This window comes from Flavobacterium johnsoniae (assembly GCF_030388325.1).
In the GTDB taxonomy this organism is placed as follows: domain Bacteria; phylum Bacteroidota; class Bacteroidia; order Flavobacteriales; family Flavobacteriaceae; genus Flavobacterium; species Flavobacterium johnsoniae_C.
The window spans coordinates 4,775,376-4,791,954 of record NZ_CP103794.1; the positions used below are offsets into that span (position 1 = coordinate 4,775,376).

The following is a 16,579-nucleotide window of genomic DNA, read 5'->3' on the forward strand; positions in this document are numbered from 1 at the left end:
AAATATTTTGTAATTCGAAAATCCGCCATACATTTGCCTAACAGTGTTAAACGATTTAATACTTGAATACAATGGCTAGCAAAGATCGAATTTTAAGACAAAAAGAAGAGACAAGAAATAATATTCTTGGCGCTGCTTATGATATCGTGAAAGATGAAGGCTGGAATGGTTTGAGTATGCGTAAAATTGCCGACAGAATCGAATATACTGCTCCTATTATTTATGAATATTTTTCGAATAAAGAAGCAATTTTAGAAGAACTTACAGGCAAAGGCTTTTTAAAACTGGCTAAGGAGTTACAGACTGCAAAAGACAAGTTTGAAAAACCCGAAGATCAGTTAGAAGCCATGTGGATGACTTATTGGGATTTCGCTTTTACTAATACTGAAATGTATCAACTTATGTTTGGTGTTCAAATGACTTGCTGTGCACAGCGATGTTCGGCTCAGGAAGCACCTTACAAATTGTTTACTGGTGTTATTGCTGAAATTATGAAAGACAGCAATCCTAGTGAAGATATCATTAAACAAAAATATTTTACTTTCTTTTCTGTTATTCATGGTTTAATCGCCATCAACATCATTAACAAGAGTGATATTTTAGAAACAATAAATGCTCAGATTTTGAAAGATGCTATTACTGGTATCATCAAATCTATACAGTAAAAAAAATTTTCAATTTTACTTAACAGTGTAAAATGATTTAAACGGGATAATATAAAATCCTTTTTTTTATAACTTTCGCTTAACACTGTTAGAAAATTTAATAAAGGTAATAAAAGCTCTTTTTTTAGACTTTTACTTAACATCGTTAGATAATTTAATACTGATTCAAAATAGAATTGGAACGGCTTACTGTATGGAAATTTGCGCACTTTTACTTAACAATGTTAGATAATTTAATTCAATTAAATATGAATCCCGAGAATGCCAGAATACCAAAGAATTTTATCCGAGAAAATGTTCAACCAATTAAAACCACTATGAAAATGAAAAATGTAATTATAACCAGTTTTATTCTGGCCTTAGTATTAAGCAGCTGTGGCGACAAAAATCAAGCGCCTACTGCTCCACCTCCACCGGTTTTACCAGTTTTGGCCATCACAAGTGCCAATACAATAACTGACTCTGAATATCCTGCTTCTATACAAGGAACTGTTGATGTTGAAATTCGTCCACAAGTGAGCGGAAACCTTGACAGAATCTATGTAGACGAAGGAGCTTATGTAAGTAAAGGACAAACGTTATTCAAAATCAATGAGCGTCCATTTCGCGAGCAGTTAAACAATGCTTTAGCAAGTTTACACGCTGCAGAAGCGGCTTTGATTAACGCCAATTTAGAAGTAGATAAATTAACTCCTTTGGTACAAAACAAAGTAGTTTCTGATTATCAGTTAAAAACAGCTAAAGCTTCTCAAAAAATTGCTGCTGCCAATATCGAACAGGCAAAAGCAATGGTTGGTTCTGCTAAAATTAATTTAGGATACACTAACGTAACAGCTCCAGTAAGCGGTTACATCGGAAGATTGCCTAAAAAACAAGGAAGTTTAGTTTCTGCTTCTGATGTTGAGGCTCTTACTACTTTATCAGACGTTCACGAAGTATACGCTTACTTCTCTTTGGGTGAAACCGATTTCATCAACTTTAAGGAGCAATATGCTGGAAGTTCATTAGGCGATAAAATCAAAAAACTGCCTCCCGTTACTTTGATTTTGGCTGATAACAATGCTTATCCTCAAACCGGAAAAATCGATATGGTTGATGGTCAGTTTGATAAAACTACTGGAGCAATCACTATTAGAGCAACTTTCCCAAATAAAGGCGGTGTTTTGCGTTCTGGAAACACAGGAAGAATCCGTTTAGGATTAAACCACGACGATGCAATCTTAGTTCCTCAAGCTGCTACAGTTGAAATGCAGGACAAAGTATTTGTCTTCAGTGTAGGTAAAGACAACAAAGTAACTAAAACGCCTATCATTATTGTCGGTAAAAGCGGTACTAATTATTTAATTAAAGAAGGTGTAAAAACTGGCGATCAAATCGTGTTAAGCGGTATTGACAAACTTCAGGACGGGCAAGCGATCCAGCCTGAAAAATCAACTAAAGTTGCCGAAGTAACTAATCAAAAATAATTCTAAAACACAATGTTCAAAATATTTATACAAAGACCAGTACTTGCTACTGTAATCTCCATTCTTTTGGTGATTTTAGGGGTACTTGGTTTAACTAAACTGCCTTTACAACAGTTTCCTGATATTGCGCCTCCATCGGTTTTGGTAACGGCGGTATATCCTGGAGCTAACGCAGAAACGGTTTTACGTTCTGTGGCACCTTCTATCGAAGAATCTATAAATGGTGTAGAAAACATGACTTATATGAGTTCTACAGCCAGTAACGACGGTACTTTGGCTATAACAGTTTTCTTTAAACTAGGAACTGATGCCGACCAAGCTGCGGTAAACGTACAAAATCGTGTTGCACAAGCAACGAGCCAGCTTCCTGCGGAAGTTGTACAACAAGGTATTGTTACGGCGAAACAACAAAACAGTTTCATCATGGCAATTGGTATGTACACCGAAGATGAAGCAAAATACGATCAGACTTTTGTTGCCAATTATGCACAAATCAATATTATTCCGGAATTAAAACGTATTCCGGGTGTGGGTTCTGCCAGTATTTTTGGTGGTGTAAAAGATTACTCTATGCGTGTTTGGTTAAACCCGACACAAATGTCAACTTATAAAGTGACGCCAAGCGAAGTTATGGGAGCGATTCAGGACAAAAGTTTGGAAGCGGCTCCAGGGAAATTTGGAGAGCGAAGCAAAGAAGTTTTTGAATACGTTATTAAATATAAAGGGAAATTAACCAAACCAGAAGATTATGAAAATATTGCTATACGTTCTAATGCAGATGGTTCAGTACTTCGCTTAAAAGATGTAGCGAGAGTTGAACTTGGAGCCTATTCTTATAACAGTTTAACTCGTTTAAATGGTAAAAAAGGAATTGTAATTGGGGTTATTCAGTTAGCTGGATCTAACTCAAATGATATTCAGATTGCCATTAACAAAATGATGGAAAAGGCTTCTAAAGATTTTCCAAAAGGTATTAAACACAATATTTTCTATAGTACAAAAGTATCTCTTGACCAATCTATCGAGCAAGTTGAGCATACCTTATTAGAAGCTTTTATTCTAGTATTTATTGTGGTATTTATCTTCTTGCAAGATTTTAGATCAACATTAATCCCGGCTATTGCTGTACCTGTAGCAATTTTAGGAACGTTCTTCTTCATGCAGTTATTCGGATTTTCGATCAACCTTTTAACACTTTTCGCATTAATTCTGGCGATTGGTATTGTGGTCGATGATGCCATTGTGGTAGTCGAAGCGGTGCATGCGAAAATGGAGCATAAACGTTTGTCTCCAAAAATCGCAACCCATGAAGCAATGCACGAAATAACGGGTGCTATTATCTCGATTACGCTGGTAATGGCTGCTGTATTCCTGCCGGTTGGTTTTATGGAAGGCTCAACAGGAGTTTTCTATCGTCAGTTTGCCTTTACGATGGCAATTGCAATTGTAATTTCGGCTGTTAATGCCTTGACTTTAAGTCCAGCACTTGCTGCTTTGTTCTTAAAAGACAATCATTCAGCACACGATCACGATGCGCCTTATGAGAAAAAAGGTTTTAAAGACAAATTCTTTACCGCTTTCAACAGCAGTTTTGAATCTTTGACTAATCGTTACGTTGGCGGAATTAAATTCTTAATCAGAAAAAAATGGTTGAGTTTAGGCGGATTAGCTGCTATTACGCTTGCAACAGTTTTATTAGTAAAAACAACTCCTGCCGGATTTATTCCAACTGAAGATCAAGGGTTTATTGCAATCGCTGTAAATACGCCATCTGGAACTTCGCTTGACGGAACTCAAAAAGTAATGACTGAAGCTGAAAATACTTTAAGAGGTTTAGACGCTTCTAGATTTGTAACCGCGATTTCAGGTTTCAATTTATTGACAAACTCTACAAGTCCATCTTCTGCTGTTGTTTTCGTATTGCTTAAACCAAACGAAGAACGAGGCGAAGTAAAAAACATTGACGAAATTATGAATCAGGTTCGTGGTAAACTGGGAAGTATTTCTGGCGGAAGTTTCTTCGTATTCAGCTTCCCAACTGTTCCCGGATTTAGTAACGTTGAGGCTTTAGACTTAGTTCTTCAAGATAAAACGGGAGGAAAACTGGATAAATTCAGCGGAATTTCTCAAAACTTTATCGGCGAATTGATGAAACGCCCTGAAATTGCCGTTGCCTTTACTTCTTTCAAAGCAGATTATCCACAATTGCAATTAGAAGTTAACGACGAAAAAGCAAATCAATTGGGTGTTAACGTAAAAGACATTTTACAAACCATGCAAGCTTACTTTGGTAGCGCACAGGCATCTGACTTTAACCGATTTGGTAAATATTACCGTGTGGTTGTTCAGGCCGATATCGAAGACAGAGCAGATCCAACAGCAATTGATCGTGTTTTTGTAAAAAACAAAACAGGCGAAATGGTGCCAATTAATACATTAGTAAAACTAACTCGTATTTATGGTTCAGAAACCGCTTCTAGATATAATTTGTTTAACTCAATTTCTATTAATGCCATTCCGAAACCTGGATTTAGTTCCGGTGATGCCATTAAAGCCATTGAAGAAGTAGCAGCACAACAATTACCTGCAGGTTACGGGTTTGAATTCTCGGGCCAAACACGTGAGGAGATTTCGTCTGGAGGACAATCTGCAACAATATTTTTACTGTGTTTGATATTCGTTTATTTCTTACTTGCTGCACAGTACGAAAGTTACATTTTGCCTTTGGCAGTAATCTTATCAATCCCTGCAGGTATTTTTGGAGTATTCGTTGCTATTGGTTTAACTGGAATTGAAAACAATATTTACGTACAAGTTGCTCTTGTCATGCTGATCGGACTTCTCGCCAAAAACGCCATTTTGATTGTGGAATTTGCGGTACAGAAAAGAAAATCAGGAATGGCGCTAGTACGAGCTTCAATTGATGCTGCAAAATTACGTCTAAGACCAATTATCATGACCTCTCTAGCTTTTATTGTTGGTTTAGTGCCAATGATGAGTGCCAAAGGACCATCTGCTCAAGGAAATCACTCTATCAGTATTGGAGCTGCGGGCGGAATGATTTCGGGAGTAATTTTAGGATTATTCATTATTCCGGTTTTATTCATCGTCTTCCAATATTTACAAGAAAAGGTATCTGGAAAACCAGTTGCCGTAATTCATAACGAAGAAAAATAAAAATGGAAAACTATATCACAACCATTCTTGTTGCCATCATATTTGGCATCGGATATATATCGTACAGAATCTCAAAAGATCTTGAAACTAGAAAAGATACTTGTACAGAAATTTAATCTGTTGGTGAGATTTAAAAAAAAATATTTTAACACATAGAGACATAGAATTGTATGTCTAAAAGAGAGATTAAAAGAAATTAGTTTCCACACATAGCAACTATGTGCATTTAAACTAGTGAAACGCCTTTTTAAATTATCAAAAATTATGTCTCTCTATGTGTTCAAAAAAAATATACCCAAAGGGTACAGAAATCTAATAAAAAGACAATGAAAAATTATATAACCAAAATCGTGACCTTCGCCATTCTGATCACGACCTTAATATCCTGTAAAGTATCTAAGGATGTTGAAACTCCAAAAGATGCATTTCCTGAAAATTTCAGGAATGCATCGGTTTCGAGTGATACAACAAGTATCGCCGATTTGGAATGGAAAAACTTCTATACAGAAAAAGATATTATTAAACTAATAGACAGTGCTGTAGCTAGAAACAATGATTTGCTTATTGCAGAAAAAAACATTGAAATCGCACAATACAGATTTACGCAGTCAAAATGGGGAAATGTTCCTCAGGTTAATTTATTTGTAAATGCCAGCACAAGTAATCCGTCTGACAATAGTTTTACAGGATTAAACTTAAATCAAGCCATTGGCGCTAAACATATTGACGACTATTCTGCTGGAGCTTCACTTTCTTGGGAGGCTGATATTTGGGGAAAGATCAGAAACCAAAAGAAAGGAGCTTACGCAGGATATCTTCAATCAGCTGAAGTAAAAAAAGCATTGCAGACTACAATTGTTGCCAATGTTTCTAAAGGGTATTACAATCTTTTAATGCTTGATGCTCAATTGGATATTGCTAGACAAAATCTTCGTTTAAATGATAGTACAACCAATATTATCAAATTAAAATACGATGCTGGTCAGGTAACTAATTTAGCGATTCAACAATCTGAAGCACAAAAATTAACAGCATCACAATTGATTCCGTTATTAGAACAAAATATTGCGATTCAGGAAAATGCTTTGAGTGTTTTAACTGGTTCTTTTCCAAACGCTAAAGAAAGATCTATTCGTTTAAGTGCTTTACAGGTTAAAAACAACAATGCAATCGGAATTCCTTCTTCATTAGTAAGCAGAAGACCAGATGTTAAAAGTGCTGAATTAGCGCTTAAAGCAGCCAATGCAAACGTGGGAATCACAAAAGCAGATTTATATCCTGCTTTAAGAATCACAGCACAAGGCGGTTTGAACTCTTTCGAAACAAGTAACTGGTTTAATATTCCTGCTTCTTTATTTGGAACTGTTGCTGGAGGTTTAACACAACCTATTCTAAACAACAAAAGAGTTAGAACGCAATATAATATCGCTGTCGCGGAAAGAGAAAAAGCAGTTTTAGCTTTCAGACAATCGGTTTTGGTTGCTGTAAGCGAAGTTTCTGATGCTTTGGTTAAAGTAGAGAAATTACAACAGCAAGAAACTTTCCTTAAAGAAAAAGTAAAAACGTTGCAACAAGCGATTAAAAATGCCAACCTTTTATTCAAAAATGGTATGGCAGAATATCTTGAAGTTTTAACTGCACAAGCTAATTTATTGCAAAGTGAGTTAGAATTAGCAGATTTAAAAAGACAACAACTAACAGCCAATACCGATTTGTATCGCGCTCTTGGTGGCGGCTGGAAATAATACCTGTTACATTACCCGTTAATTATTTATTTTTTGAGATGAAAACGCTGTGAGACCTTTGGGTTTCATGGCGTTTTTTAGTTTGATTTAACCGCAAAGAACGCTAGGTTTTACGCGAAGAACGCAAAAGCTTTTTTGAATTTCTCGCAAAGACGCGAAGTCGCAAATATTTATTTTTACGCAGATTTTACAGATCTATTCTCATTTTTTGTCATTTCGACGAAGGAGAAATCTCCGCGAGAAACTCTACAAAGATTGGATTCTCGTTGAGGAGCTACTTGTGGAGATTTCTCCTTCGTCGAAATGACAAACTTAGACTTATTTCTTTATTTTTGATAAAGAAAACTTCGGAGCTCGCACCTTTGCAAAAAACGTTTAACTATGGCTTTCAATAAAGAAATATATTTCAATCAATTAAAACAAACCATTGAAAACTACTATACAATTTCTGAAAATTCATGGAAATTGATTGAGAACATAGCCCAATTTCAAACTCTTAAAAAAGGAGAAATTCTGTTGCAAAATGGAGAAATCGCTAAAAATCTTCATTTTGTTGCAAAAGGTGTTTTAAGGGCTTTTATTACAGATCAGCAGGGAAATTTCTATAACAAAAACCTTTTTCTTGAAAATTATTTTGCGGGTTCTAAAGTTTCATTGATGCAGCAATCGCCTTCTAATTTTACACTCGAAGTATTGGAAGACAGCATTATTATCAATCTTAATTATAAAAAGTATATTTCTTTAATCAATGAAAATGATGACCTTAAGAATTTTTATATCGCTCATTTAGAGAAAAACTGGATTATTGACAAAGAAGAAAGAGAGGTTGCTTTAGTCATGCAAGATGCTACCGAAAGGTATATCAGTCTTTTACAAAAACATCCAAATATTGCCGATCGCGTTCCGTTATTGCATATTGCTTCGCACTTGGGTATTACGCCAACGCAGTTAAGCAGAATTAGGAAAAATCTAGAAAAAAAATTGTAAATCAACATATGTAAAGGTTTTTCAGAAAAGCTAATTTTATCTTTGCTTTACAATTAAATTCGATATCCGAAATGAAAAATATAAACCTCATCAAAGACAATATTGAAAACCTTACCACTCTTTGGAAAACCGTTGCAACTCCTCTCCTTTCTTATCATGCAACTGATTTTTTAGAATTTTCTCAAATCAAAAATTCAGGCTGGCCAAATCGTTTATGGTTTCGAAATGATATTAAAGAAGGAAACATTTTTGAGATTCTAGAAACTATTGAAAAAAATCCAGGTTTGGTTGTTCCGTATTGGGATATTTTCGGAAGCAATTCTAAAGATCTTTTTGAGAAAAATGGCTTTAATATTCGAATTCAGCTTGTAGCAATGGCTTTAAAACTGGAAGAAAAATTTCCGCTTGAAAACAATCTTACTTTCAAAAGAGTTTTAAATGAAGAAGATGCCAAAACTTGGTCCGATATTTATCCGCTTTCATTTAGTTATGTAATCAGTAAAGAAACTTTGGTCAATAATTATGAGAATGCAAAGTTTTATTTAGTTCATTTTGAAGGAAAAGCAATCGGAACGTTGACGCTTTTTCAAACCGAAAAAACAATGGGGATTCACGGTGTCGGAGTTATTCCAGAAATGCGCAAAAGAGGTTTCGCAGAAGAAATCATGAAATTCGCTATTAACGAAGCAATCGATGCTGATTGTGATTATGCACAGTTGCAAGCTTCGGCTTTAGGAAAAGGCATTTATAAGAGATTGGGTTTTGAGGATTTGTTTACGATTACGAATTACCAACTGGCGTAAATTTTAATTTTTCGCATTTTATGTCATTGCGAGGAACGAAGCAACCTCATTCGCTAAATCAAATTTTGTGGTTCATGTTAGTGTGGTTGCTTCGTTCCTCGCAATGACATCTTTGTGTTTTTTTTGTAGACAATCTTTGTAGAGCTTCTTGTGAAGATCCCTCGTTCCTCGGGATGACAAACAGTAAGGTAAGTTCATCACAACCAACCAACCAACCAACCAACCAACAATGTCCAAAATGCCCCTAAAATAGTCTTAAAAGTATATTTCATTAAAAGGAAAACATTATTAGATTTGTAATACATTAACTAATAACCTTTTAAACAAATACCCAATGAAAACAACCAAAATCATTTTCTGGACAACTACAATCCTTATTTTTTTATTCGAAGGCGTTATGCCTGCTTTAACTTCTCAATCAGAAATGGCTAAAGAAGGAATTAGACATCTTGGTTATCCAGAATATTTCGGAAATGCATTAGTCGTATTTAAAATTCTTGGCGTTTTGGCTTTGATTATTCCGCAAGTGCCTGGACGAATTAAAGAATGGGCTTATGCTGGATTTGCATTCGATTTTATTTTTGCATCGATAAGTCATTTTGCTGTAGACGGAATGAATTTTCAATCTTTTTTTCCGCTGATTGTTCTAGCAATTTTAATTGTTTCGTATGTAACATATCATAAAATACAGCGTTATAAAAATATAGCGCTCTAAAAACCAAAACTTTATGATTGAAGTTTTTAAAACAAATGTTCAAGAAGAATGGCAATGCAAAATAATCATTGACAAACTTCTTGAGCATTTTCCAAACAGTTCGATCACTTTTGATTTAGAAGATTGTGATAAAGTCCTTCGCATTCATGCTTCCTCTATTTCGAATACCAAAATCATTGACGTTTTAAATTTTCATGGCTACACTTGCGAAGTGCTTCCATAAAAATTAACAACTTTCAAATTATTGATATTTAGCATTTTATTGTTTTTTATCGTATATTTGATATACCATCATTTCCCTAATTCTATACAATTTACTTAAACAGAAAATGCCCTGTAGGTTCTTAAAACCATGCGGCAAGCATTGGATGTTAAGCAATTAATTTTTAAAATTTAAAAGATGGAAAGCGCTATTCAAAATACAATATTAGAAACGTATGCTAAACTAAACGATGTTTTTTCTTCTTTTACTAAAGAAGAAATCAATATTGTACCTTTTGCAGAAAGTTGGACTGGAGCTCAAACTGTTCAGCATATTATTCTGGCTTGCTCTGGTTTGCCGCAATTATTTGCAGGAAAAACAGAAAAAACAACTCGTGAACCAGATGAAAACTGTAAAAAATTAGATGGAATATTTCTAGATTTCAACACCAAATACCAATCTCCCGAAAATATAAAACCTGCTGCTGTAGAATATGATAAAAACACTTTATTAGCTTCAATAAAAAAAATACAAACAGATTTATTTGAAGCGGCAGAAACTTACGATTTAACTTTGACTTGTCTTGATGCTAAAATTCCAGGTTTTGAGAATTTTACCATTTATGAATGGCTTCATTTTGCAATTATTCATACACAGAGGCATACGCATCAGTTACAAACGATTTATGAAACCCTCCAAAAAAAATTAAACTAGCATTTAACCAAAACCATTTTTTATGAGATCAAAAGTACGAACCATTGTTTCATCTGGTTTAGTTGCAGGCACTTTAGATATTACTGCAGCTATATTAATCTACTCGGTGATTCTTCATAAAACAACAGCCGAAAAAATACTGCAATCTATTGCAAGTGGTATCTTTAAAAAAGAAGCATACACAGCAGGTACAGAAATGACTTTTGCTGGTTTGGGACTTCATTTCTTAATTGCTTTTATATTTGCATGGTTTTACTTTAAAATTTTCCCGTACATTCCGTTTTTCAGAATCAATACTTTTCTTTCGGGATTTTGTTATGGATTCTTTATTTGGATAGTGATGAATCTGATTGTGCTTCCGATAGTATTTCCAGTTCTTCCAGAAAAGAATTTAGACTTCGCATTGTTACTTTCTATATTAATTATAATTTTTTGTGTCGGAATGCCGATAGCTTTTATTACTAGGAAATATTATGCGAAATGGTACTGAAATAAGGTACAAAGTGGCAAAGGTTCAGAGCCACAAAGGCTAAAACTTTGAACCTTTGCAACTCTGAACCTTTGAACCTTAAAAAAAAAACTATACTTTTCTTCTTCCCGTAATTAGTGAGATAATAAACAACACTAAAAATATAAAGAATAAGACTTTTGCAATACTTGCAGCTCCAGCGGCAATACCTCCAAAACCAAAGATTCCGGCTATAATAGCAAGAATTATAAAAATGACTGTGTAACGTAACATAATATTTAGATTTTAAGTTTTTAAATACGACTAATTCAAGTCTGTTTTGTTTGTTACTCAAATTTCTTTTATTCCTACAAATCTTGTTAACTCAATACCATATTTAAATTAACTCAATTAATTAAAAAACAGTGAAATACCTAATATTTTCACTATACTTTTTTTTTCTTACAGAATTACCATGTTTATGCTTTTGAGTTAATTTTTTAGTGGATTGGATTAATCGTCGCTTCCTTCTCAAAGTAATTTTATCTAAAATTAATTACAGAACGAGCTTAAGCTCAAATGAATATTAGGCATTGTCACAAAAATCTTTAGGTGGCATTCTGAACCTTAACGAGTTATTAACCGAACAAAATTTATTCCTCATGAAAACAATATCAAATAAATCAAAAATAGTTTTTCTTTCAACTTTTCCGCCAACTCAATGTGGCATTGCAACTTATACTCAAGATACAATTAAAGGAATAACAGATGTTTACGGTAAATCTATTCAATGCGAAGTATGTGAGCTAGTTAGCGAACCTAAAGAAAACCCAACGCAAGCATTTACCTTAAATACTAAAAACAGAGATGAATATACTAAAGTTGCAGAAGAAATTAATGCCGACGAAGCCGTAAAATTGGTTCATATTCAGCATGAATTTGGTTTGTTTTCTGGAAATTACGGAGATTATCTTTTAGATTTTTTAAATGCAATAAAAGTACCTGTAACGTATACTTTTCACAGTGTTATTCCGAATCCGAATGATGAACTGAAAACGTTTGTAAAATTGCTACTTACTTATAGTAATTCGGTTTTTGTAATGACTAATAAATCTAAAGAAATACTAATCAACGATTACGATATTAATGAAGAAATAATTACTTGCGTACCTCACGGAACCCATATTGTCGTTTATGAAAAACCAGAAACTGCAAAAGAAAAATTAAATATTCAAGACAGATTAGTGCTTTCAACTTTCGGTCTTTTGGGTGAAGGAAAAAATATCGAAACAGGTTTACAGGCTTTACCAAAAATTATTGAAAAAGCGCCAAATGCTTTGTATTTAATTATCGGGAAAACGCATCCGAATTTAATTAAAGATGGTGTAGATCTTTATAGAGAAAAATTAGAAGGAATTGTTGAAGAATTAAATCTTCAAAACAATGTTCGATTTGTAAATCAATATTTAGATACCGATGAACTTTTAGAATATTTAAAAGCTACCGATATTTACATGTTTACTTCTAAAGATCCAAATCAAGCAGTTAGCGGAACATTCTCTTACGCGATGGGTTGTGCCTGTCCGATTGTGGCTTCTAAAATTCCACACACTAAGGAAGTCCTTACAACAGATTCAGGAATTTTGTGCGACATTGGAGATTCAGATCAATTTGCTGCCGCGGCAATTAAATTGATTGAAGATGAAAATCTAAGACACGAAATGGGAATTAATTCATTCACAAAAATGCGAGCTTCTTCTTGGGAAAATGTTGGAATTACTCAAATGAACACCTATATAAAATTGATTGATAATCCGGCAGAAATTAAATTCAGTTATCCTGAAATTCAGCTAAAACATATTAAAAAAATGACTACCGATTTAGGTATCATCCAATTTAGCAAAATCTCAATTCCAGATTTAGAGTCAGGTTATACATTAGATGATAATGCTAGAGCATTGGTTGCATTTTGTTCACATTACAGATTAACTCAAGACAAAGAAGATTTAGCTTATATACTAATCTATTTAGATTTTATACAACGTTGTCAGCAGCCAAAAGGCGATTTTATCAATTATGTAGACCAAGAAAACCGCGAACATATTGAGCAAAATGCCGAAGTTAATTTAGAAGATTCTAACGCAAGAGCAATTTGGGCTTTAGGAACTGTGGTTTCATTATCTGATATTCTTCCTGAAGCAATTGTTAAAAAAGCTGCAAAATGTTTATTAGCTTCTTTAAAATGGGCAGAAAACATTCAATCTCCGCGTTCAATTGGTTTTGCAACAAAAGGATTGTATTTGTATCATACTACTGTTCCAAACCTTTATGTTGCGGCAATTATCAATAAACTAAATGCTAAATTATTGGCAAATTACGAAGATACAGCAACGGAAGATTGGCAATGGTTTGAAAATTATTTAACATACGGAAACGGAATCTTACCAGAATCTATGCTTTATGCTTATTTAATTACCAATAAACCTATTTATCAGAAAGTTGCACTAGACTCTTTAGATTTCTTGATTTCTAAAACTTTTGTAAAAGGAAACTTTAAAGCTATTTCAAATAAAAGCTGGCATCATAAAGGTTCAGAACCGCACGAATACGGCGAACAGCCAATAGATGTAGCATATACCATTATGACCTTAAATGCATTTTATAATGAATTTAAAACGCCTTCATACAAGAAAAAAATGAAAGCAGCTTTTAATTGGTTTTTAGGTAAAAATCATTTAGGCCAAATTATGTACAATCCTGTAAGTGGCGGCGGTTACGATGGACTTGAAAAAGAAAATGTAAACCTTAATCAAGGTGCAGAATCGACAGTTTGTTTTTTAACAGCGAGATTGTTAATGGAAAAATTAGCAATGTCACAGTCTAAAGTTATTCCCTTAATGAAAAGCCGTTCAGGAATTGCTATTAATTCATAAAATATAAAACAAAGCTAACCAAATACTTCTCTTTTAAAACCCGAAAAATCCCTTTCTTAACGAAAGGGATTTTTTGTTGCATAAAACCGTAACGTCAATTTGCCTTAATTATTATGTTCTTATGTAAATTATATAAGGCTGAAAAAAATTTGTGTAAAATATTTTAACAAGTATTGAGCTAACTTTCATCTATAATTCAGTAAGTCCAAAAAACTGTTAAATAACTGATTATCGATTAAAAAATTCACACTAAAAACATAAACATTTTGATTCTCAACCTAAAAAATATATTCACCGAAATTGGAGAAACTACAATATTCGCCAAGAAGTTTTTTAAGGAGGTTTTTATTCCGCCTTACGAGACCAAAGAGTTTTTGAAACAGTGTTATATTATTGGTTACAAATCGTTGCCGCTGGTAGCCATTACAGGTTTTATTATGGGTTTGGTACTCACATTACAATCTCGTCCGACGCTAGTAAAATTTGGTGCAGAATCTTGGCTTCCCGGAATGGTTGCACTTTCGTTAATTAGAGAAATTGCTCCAGTAATTACAGCGCTGATTTGTGCAGGTAAAATTTCATCTGGAATTGGGGCCGAACTTGGTTCAATGAAAGTAACAGAACAAATAGATGCGATGGAAGTTTCTGCTGTTAATCCGTATAACTATTTGGTGGTTACGAGAGTTTTAGCCTGTACTTTGATGGTTCCGATTTTAGTTTTTTTTGCTGATGCAATTGGAATTGTTGGCGGATATGTCGGCATAAACATACACGGAGACGTTAATTTCTATAGATTTTTAACACAGATTATTCAGTCTTTAGAATTTTTAGACCTCTTTCCAGCCACTATCAAAACTTTCTTTTTTGGATTTGTAATTGGTATGATCGGATGTTATAAAGGTTTTACAGCATCAAACGGAACAGAAAGTGTAGGACAAGCAGCTAATTCTGCAGTTGTAACGGCATCATTAAGCATTTTTATTATCGATATGGTGGCTGTTCAAATAACCGATTTATTCTTTTAAAATGACAAAGGAAAAAATACATAAAGAACCTAAAACGAAAGAAAAAGATCAATCTCCAATTATCGAGATCAAAGATCTGCATAAAACTTTTGGAAAAGATAATACCATTTTAAAAGGTCTAAATCTGATTTTGCATAAAGATGAAAACCTTGTGGTTTTAGGAAAGTCAGGATCAGGAAAATCTGTTACGATAAAATGCATTGTCGGATTGATTGAACCAGACAAAGGTGAAATTAAAGTTTTTGACGAAAATGTTCTTAACATTTCAAAAAGCGAGCTGAATGCCATTAGAGTTCGAATTGGTTTTTTGTTCCAAAGTGGAGCACTTTACGATTCGATGTCAGTTAGAGAAAATCTCGCTTTTACATTGAGTAAACACAAACGCGATTTAAGTGCCGATGAAATTGAAAAAGAAGTCATGGAAGCACTAGAAAGCGTTGGTTTAGCAGAAGCCGTTGACAAAATGCCTTCGGAACTTTCGGGCGGAATGAGAAAAAGAATCGGCTTAGCGCGAACGCTAATCTTAAAACCTGAAATCATTTTGTACGACGAACCTACAACTGGTTTAGATACCATAACATCAAGAGAAATCAGCGAATTGATTTTGGATATTAAAAACAAACAAAAAACCTCGTCAATCATTATAACACACGATATGGCTTGCGCTAAAATGACTGCCGATAGAATTGTTGTTTTAAAAGACGGTGTAATTCATGCCGAAGGAACTTACGAAGAACTAGAAAAAGATGAAGACGAATGGGTGCGCTCATTTTTTGAATAAAGCAAAATAAATAATAGAAATCATGGAAAAGCAATCAGGATATACTTGGAAATTAGGAATGTTTGTAACAATTGGCTTACTGCTTTTTGTAATGGCCGTATATTTTATTGGAAAACAAAAAAACCTCTTCGGTTCTACCTTTCATATCACTTCTCAATTTAAAACCGTAAGCGGATTAGAAGTTGGAAATAATGTTCGTTTTTCGGGAATTAATGTTGGAACGGTCGAACAGATTCAACTAAAAAATGATTCAACTGTAATTGTTGTTTTAGTGATGAAAGAAGATGTTCGAAAATTCATTAAAACCGATGCTACAGCAAGCATTGGATCAGATGGTTTAATGGGCGATAAAGTTTTGACCATTACTCCAGGTGCGAAGTCTCAAAAAATGATTGAAGACAACGGCATCATCGCTTCTGTAGACGGAATTGAAATGCACGACATTATGAAAAGCGTTAAAAAGAGCGTGGATAATATCGGCGTAATTTCAGATGAAATAGCCATTTTCAGCCATAGCATGAATAACGGAAATGGTGCTCTAGCCCGTTTGGTTAAAGACGATAAAATGGCAAACAGTGTTTCGAATACGCTTAATAACCTAGAATCTGGAACAAAAGGTTTCAGTGATAATATGGAAGCAGCAAAAAGCAACTTTCTTTTAAGAGGTTATTACAAGAAAAAAGAAAAACAAAAAGAAAAAAAGATAGAAGAAGCGAAAGAGAAACAAGAAGAAGCAAAAGAAAAAGCTGCTAAAGAACAAGAAAAAAAGGAGAAGGAGCTGAAAGAACAAAAGGAAAAAGAACAGAAGGAAAAAGAGGAAAAACAGAAAGAAGATGCTAAAAAAGCAGAAGCTGAAAAGAAAAAATAACTCCTAATTTATTACAAATAATAATAAGTTATAACGTATTGTTCATCTTT

At 33.9% G+C, this 16,579-nt stretch carries 15 protein-coding genes; 14 read left to right on the forward strand and 1 reads right to left on the reverse strand.

Translation table 11 applies throughout. The features are described from left to right. Nucleotides 1–71 precede the first annotated feature (71 nt). The 10 genes from NYQ10_RS20240 to NYQ10_RS20285 all read left to right on the forward strand — a co-directional run bounded on the left by NYQ10_RS20240 (nucleotide 72) and on the right by NYQ10_RS20285 (nucleotide 10,964). Nucleotides 72–665, forward strand: a complete 594-nt coding sequence (locus tag NYQ10_RS20240; RefSeq protein WP_111377152.1) for a TetR/AcrR family transcriptional regulator — start codon at nucleotides 72–74, stop codon at nucleotides 663–665. 248 nt (nucleotides 666–913) lie between these two features. Further along, nucleotides 914–2,131 (forward strand): efflux RND transporter periplasmic adaptor subunit, encoded by a 1,218-nt coding sequence (locus NYQ10_RS20245; RefSeq protein ID WP_289881055.1) that lies wholly within the window; start codon nucleotides 914–916, stop codon nucleotides 2,129–2,131. Between the two features lie 12 nt (nucleotides 2,132–2,143). After that, nucleotides 2,144–5,308, forward strand: a complete 3,165-nt coding sequence (locus NYQ10_RS20250) for an efflux RND transporter permease subunit (protein ID WP_289878037.1) — start codon at nucleotides 2,144–2,146, stop codon at nucleotides 5,306–5,308. A 326-nt stretch (nucleotides 5,309–5,634) separates the two neighbouring features. Further along, complete coding sequence (locus NYQ10_RS20255; protein WP_289878038.1) at nucleotides 5,635–7,053, forward strand: TolC family protein; 1,419 nt, start codon at nucleotides 5,635–5,637, stop codon at nucleotides 7,051–7,053. 381 nt (nucleotides 7,054–7,434) lie between these two features. Next, a complete protein-coding gene (locus NYQ10_RS20260; RefSeq protein ID WP_289878039.1) occupies nucleotides 7,435–8,040 on the forward strand; it encodes a Crp/Fnr family transcriptional regulator in 606 nt (201 codons plus the stop codon). A gap of 71 nt (nucleotides 8,041–8,111) precedes the next feature. Next, a complete protein-coding gene (locus NYQ10_RS20265; RefSeq protein WP_289878040.1) occupies nucleotides 8,112–8,843 on the forward strand; it encodes a GNAT family N-acetyltransferase in 732 nt (243 codons plus the stop codon). Between the two features lie 334 nt (nucleotides 8,844–9,177). Then, nucleotides 9,178–9,558 carry a DoxX family protein gene (locus NYQ10_RS20270; protein ID WP_289878041.1) on the forward strand — a complete coding sequence of 127 codons (381 nt, stop codon included), beginning with the start codon at nucleotides 9,178–9,180 and terminating at the stop codon, nucleotides 9,556–9,558. A gap of 13 nt (nucleotides 9,559–9,571) precedes the next feature. Next, on the forward strand, nucleotides 9,572–9,781 hold the full coding sequence (locus tag NYQ10_RS20275) for a hypothetical protein (RefSeq protein WP_289878042.1): 210 nt from the start codon (nucleotides 9,572–9,574) through the stop codon (nucleotides 9,779–9,781). A 177-nt stretch (nucleotides 9,782–9,958) separates the two neighbouring features. Continuing rightward, a complete protein-coding gene (locus NYQ10_RS20280) occupies nucleotides 9,959–10,474 on the forward strand; it encodes a DinB family protein (RefSeq protein WP_289878043.1) in 516 nt (171 codons plus the stop codon). A gap of 22 nt (nucleotides 10,475–10,496) precedes the next feature. Continuing rightward, nucleotides 10,497–10,964 (forward strand): DUF1440 domain-containing protein, encoded by a 468-nt coding sequence (locus tag NYQ10_RS20285; RefSeq protein WP_289878044.1) that lies wholly within the window; start codon nucleotides 10,497–10,499, stop codon nucleotides 10,962–10,964. Between the two features lie 90 nt (nucleotides 10,965–11,054). On the opposite strand, the gene NYQ10_RS20290 is transcribed toward NYQ10_RS20285, so the two are convergent. Next, the gene (locus tag NYQ10_RS20290) at nucleotides 11,055–11,216 is read right to left on the reverse strand and encodes a DUF1328 family protein (RefSeq protein ID WP_276172737.1); all 162 of its coding nucleotides are present in this window, start codon (nucleotides 11,214–11,216) and stop codon (nucleotides 11,055–11,057) included. A gap of 368 nt (nucleotides 11,217–11,584) precedes the next feature. Here NYQ10_RS20290 and NYQ10_RS20295 point away from each other — a divergent pair, with 368 nt between their 5' ends. The 4 genes from NYQ10_RS20295 to NYQ10_RS20310 all read left to right on the forward strand — a co-directional run bounded on the left by NYQ10_RS20295 (nucleotide 11,585) and on the right by NYQ10_RS20310 (nucleotide 16,529). Further along, nucleotides 11,585–13,855, forward strand: a complete 2,271-nt coding sequence (locus tag NYQ10_RS20295) for a glycosyltransferase (protein ID WP_289878045.1) — start codon at nucleotides 11,585–11,587, stop codon at nucleotides 13,853–13,855. A 266-nt stretch (nucleotides 13,856–14,121) separates the two neighbouring features. Then, on the forward strand, nucleotides 14,122–14,880 hold the full coding sequence (locus NYQ10_RS20300) for an MlaE family ABC transporter permease (protein WP_289878046.1): 759 nt from the start codon (nucleotides 14,122–14,124) through the stop codon (nucleotides 14,878–14,880). 1 nt (nucleotide 14,881) lies between these two features. After that, nucleotides 14,882–15,661 carry an ABC transporter ATP-binding protein gene (locus NYQ10_RS20305; protein ID WP_289878047.1) on the forward strand — a complete coding sequence of 260 codons (780 nt, stop codon included), beginning with the start codon at nucleotides 14,882–14,884 and terminating at the stop codon, nucleotides 15,659–15,661. A 22-nt stretch (nucleotides 15,662–15,683) separates the two neighbouring features. After that, nucleotides 15,684–16,529 carry an MlaD family protein gene (locus NYQ10_RS20310; RefSeq protein WP_276172733.1) on the forward strand — a complete coding sequence of 282 codons (846 nt, stop codon included), beginning with the start codon at nucleotides 15,684–15,686 and terminating at the stop codon, nucleotides 16,527–16,529. Nucleotides 16,530–16,579: the final 50 nt, after the last annotated feature.

What these genes read in the sequence shown, in the direction of transcription:
- NYQ10_RS20275 (WP_289878042.1), top strand. Translation starts at nt 9,572, where the DNA reads ATGATTGAAGTTTTTAAAACAAATGTTCAAGAAGAATGGCAATGCAAA.
- NYQ10_RS20290 (WP_276172737.1), bottom strand. Translation starts at nt 11,216, where the DNA reads ATGTTACGTTACACAGTCATTTTTATAATTCTTGCTATTATAGCCGGA.
- NYQ10_RS20260 (WP_289878039.1), top strand. Translation starts at nt 7,435, where the DNA reads ATGGCTTTCAATAAAGAAATATATTTCAATCAATTAAAACAAACCATT.
- NYQ10_RS20310 (WP_276172733.1), top strand. Translation starts at nt 15,684, where the DNA reads ATGGAAAAGCAATCAGGATATACTTGGAAATTAGGAATGTTTGTAACA.
- NYQ10_RS20240 (WP_111377152.1), top strand. Translation starts at nt 72, where the DNA reads ATGGCTAGCAAAGATCGAATTTTAAGACAAAAAGAAGAGACAAGAAAT.
- NYQ10_RS20250 (WP_289878037.1), top strand. Translation starts at nt 2,144, where the DNA reads ATGTTCAAAATATTTATACAAAGACCAGTACTTGCTACTGTAATCTCC.
- NYQ10_RS20255 (WP_289878038.1), top strand. Translation starts at nt 5,635, where the DNA reads ATGAAAAATTATATAACCAAAATCGTGACCTTCGCCATTCTGATCACG.
- NYQ10_RS20305 (WP_289878047.1), top strand. Translation starts at nt 14,882, where the DNA reads ATGACAAAGGAAAAAATACATAAAGAACCTAAAACGAAAGAAAAAGAT.
- NYQ10_RS20265 (WP_289878040.1), top strand. Translation starts at nt 8,112, where the DNA reads ATGAAAAATATAAACCTCATCAAAGACAATATTGAAAACCTTACCACT.
- NYQ10_RS20295 (WP_289878045.1), top strand. Translation starts at nt 11,585, where the DNA reads ATGAAAACAATATCAAATAAATCAAAAATAGTTTTTCTTTCAACTTTT.
- NYQ10_RS20280 (WP_289878043.1), top strand. Translation starts at nt 9,959, where the DNA reads ATGGAAAGCGCTATTCAAAATACAATATTAGAAACGTATGCTAAACTA.
- NYQ10_RS20270 (WP_289878041.1), top strand. Translation starts at nt 9,178, where the DNA reads ATGAAAACAACCAAAATCATTTTCTGGACAACTACAATCCTTATTTTT.
- NYQ10_RS20285 (WP_289878044.1), top strand. Translation starts at nt 10,497, where the DNA reads ATGAGATCAAAAGTACGAACCATTGTTTCATCTGGTTTAGTTGCAGGC.
- NYQ10_RS20245 (WP_289881055.1), top strand. Translation starts at nt 914, where the DNA reads ATGAATCCCGAGAATGCCAGAATACCAAAGAATTTTATCCGAGAAAAT.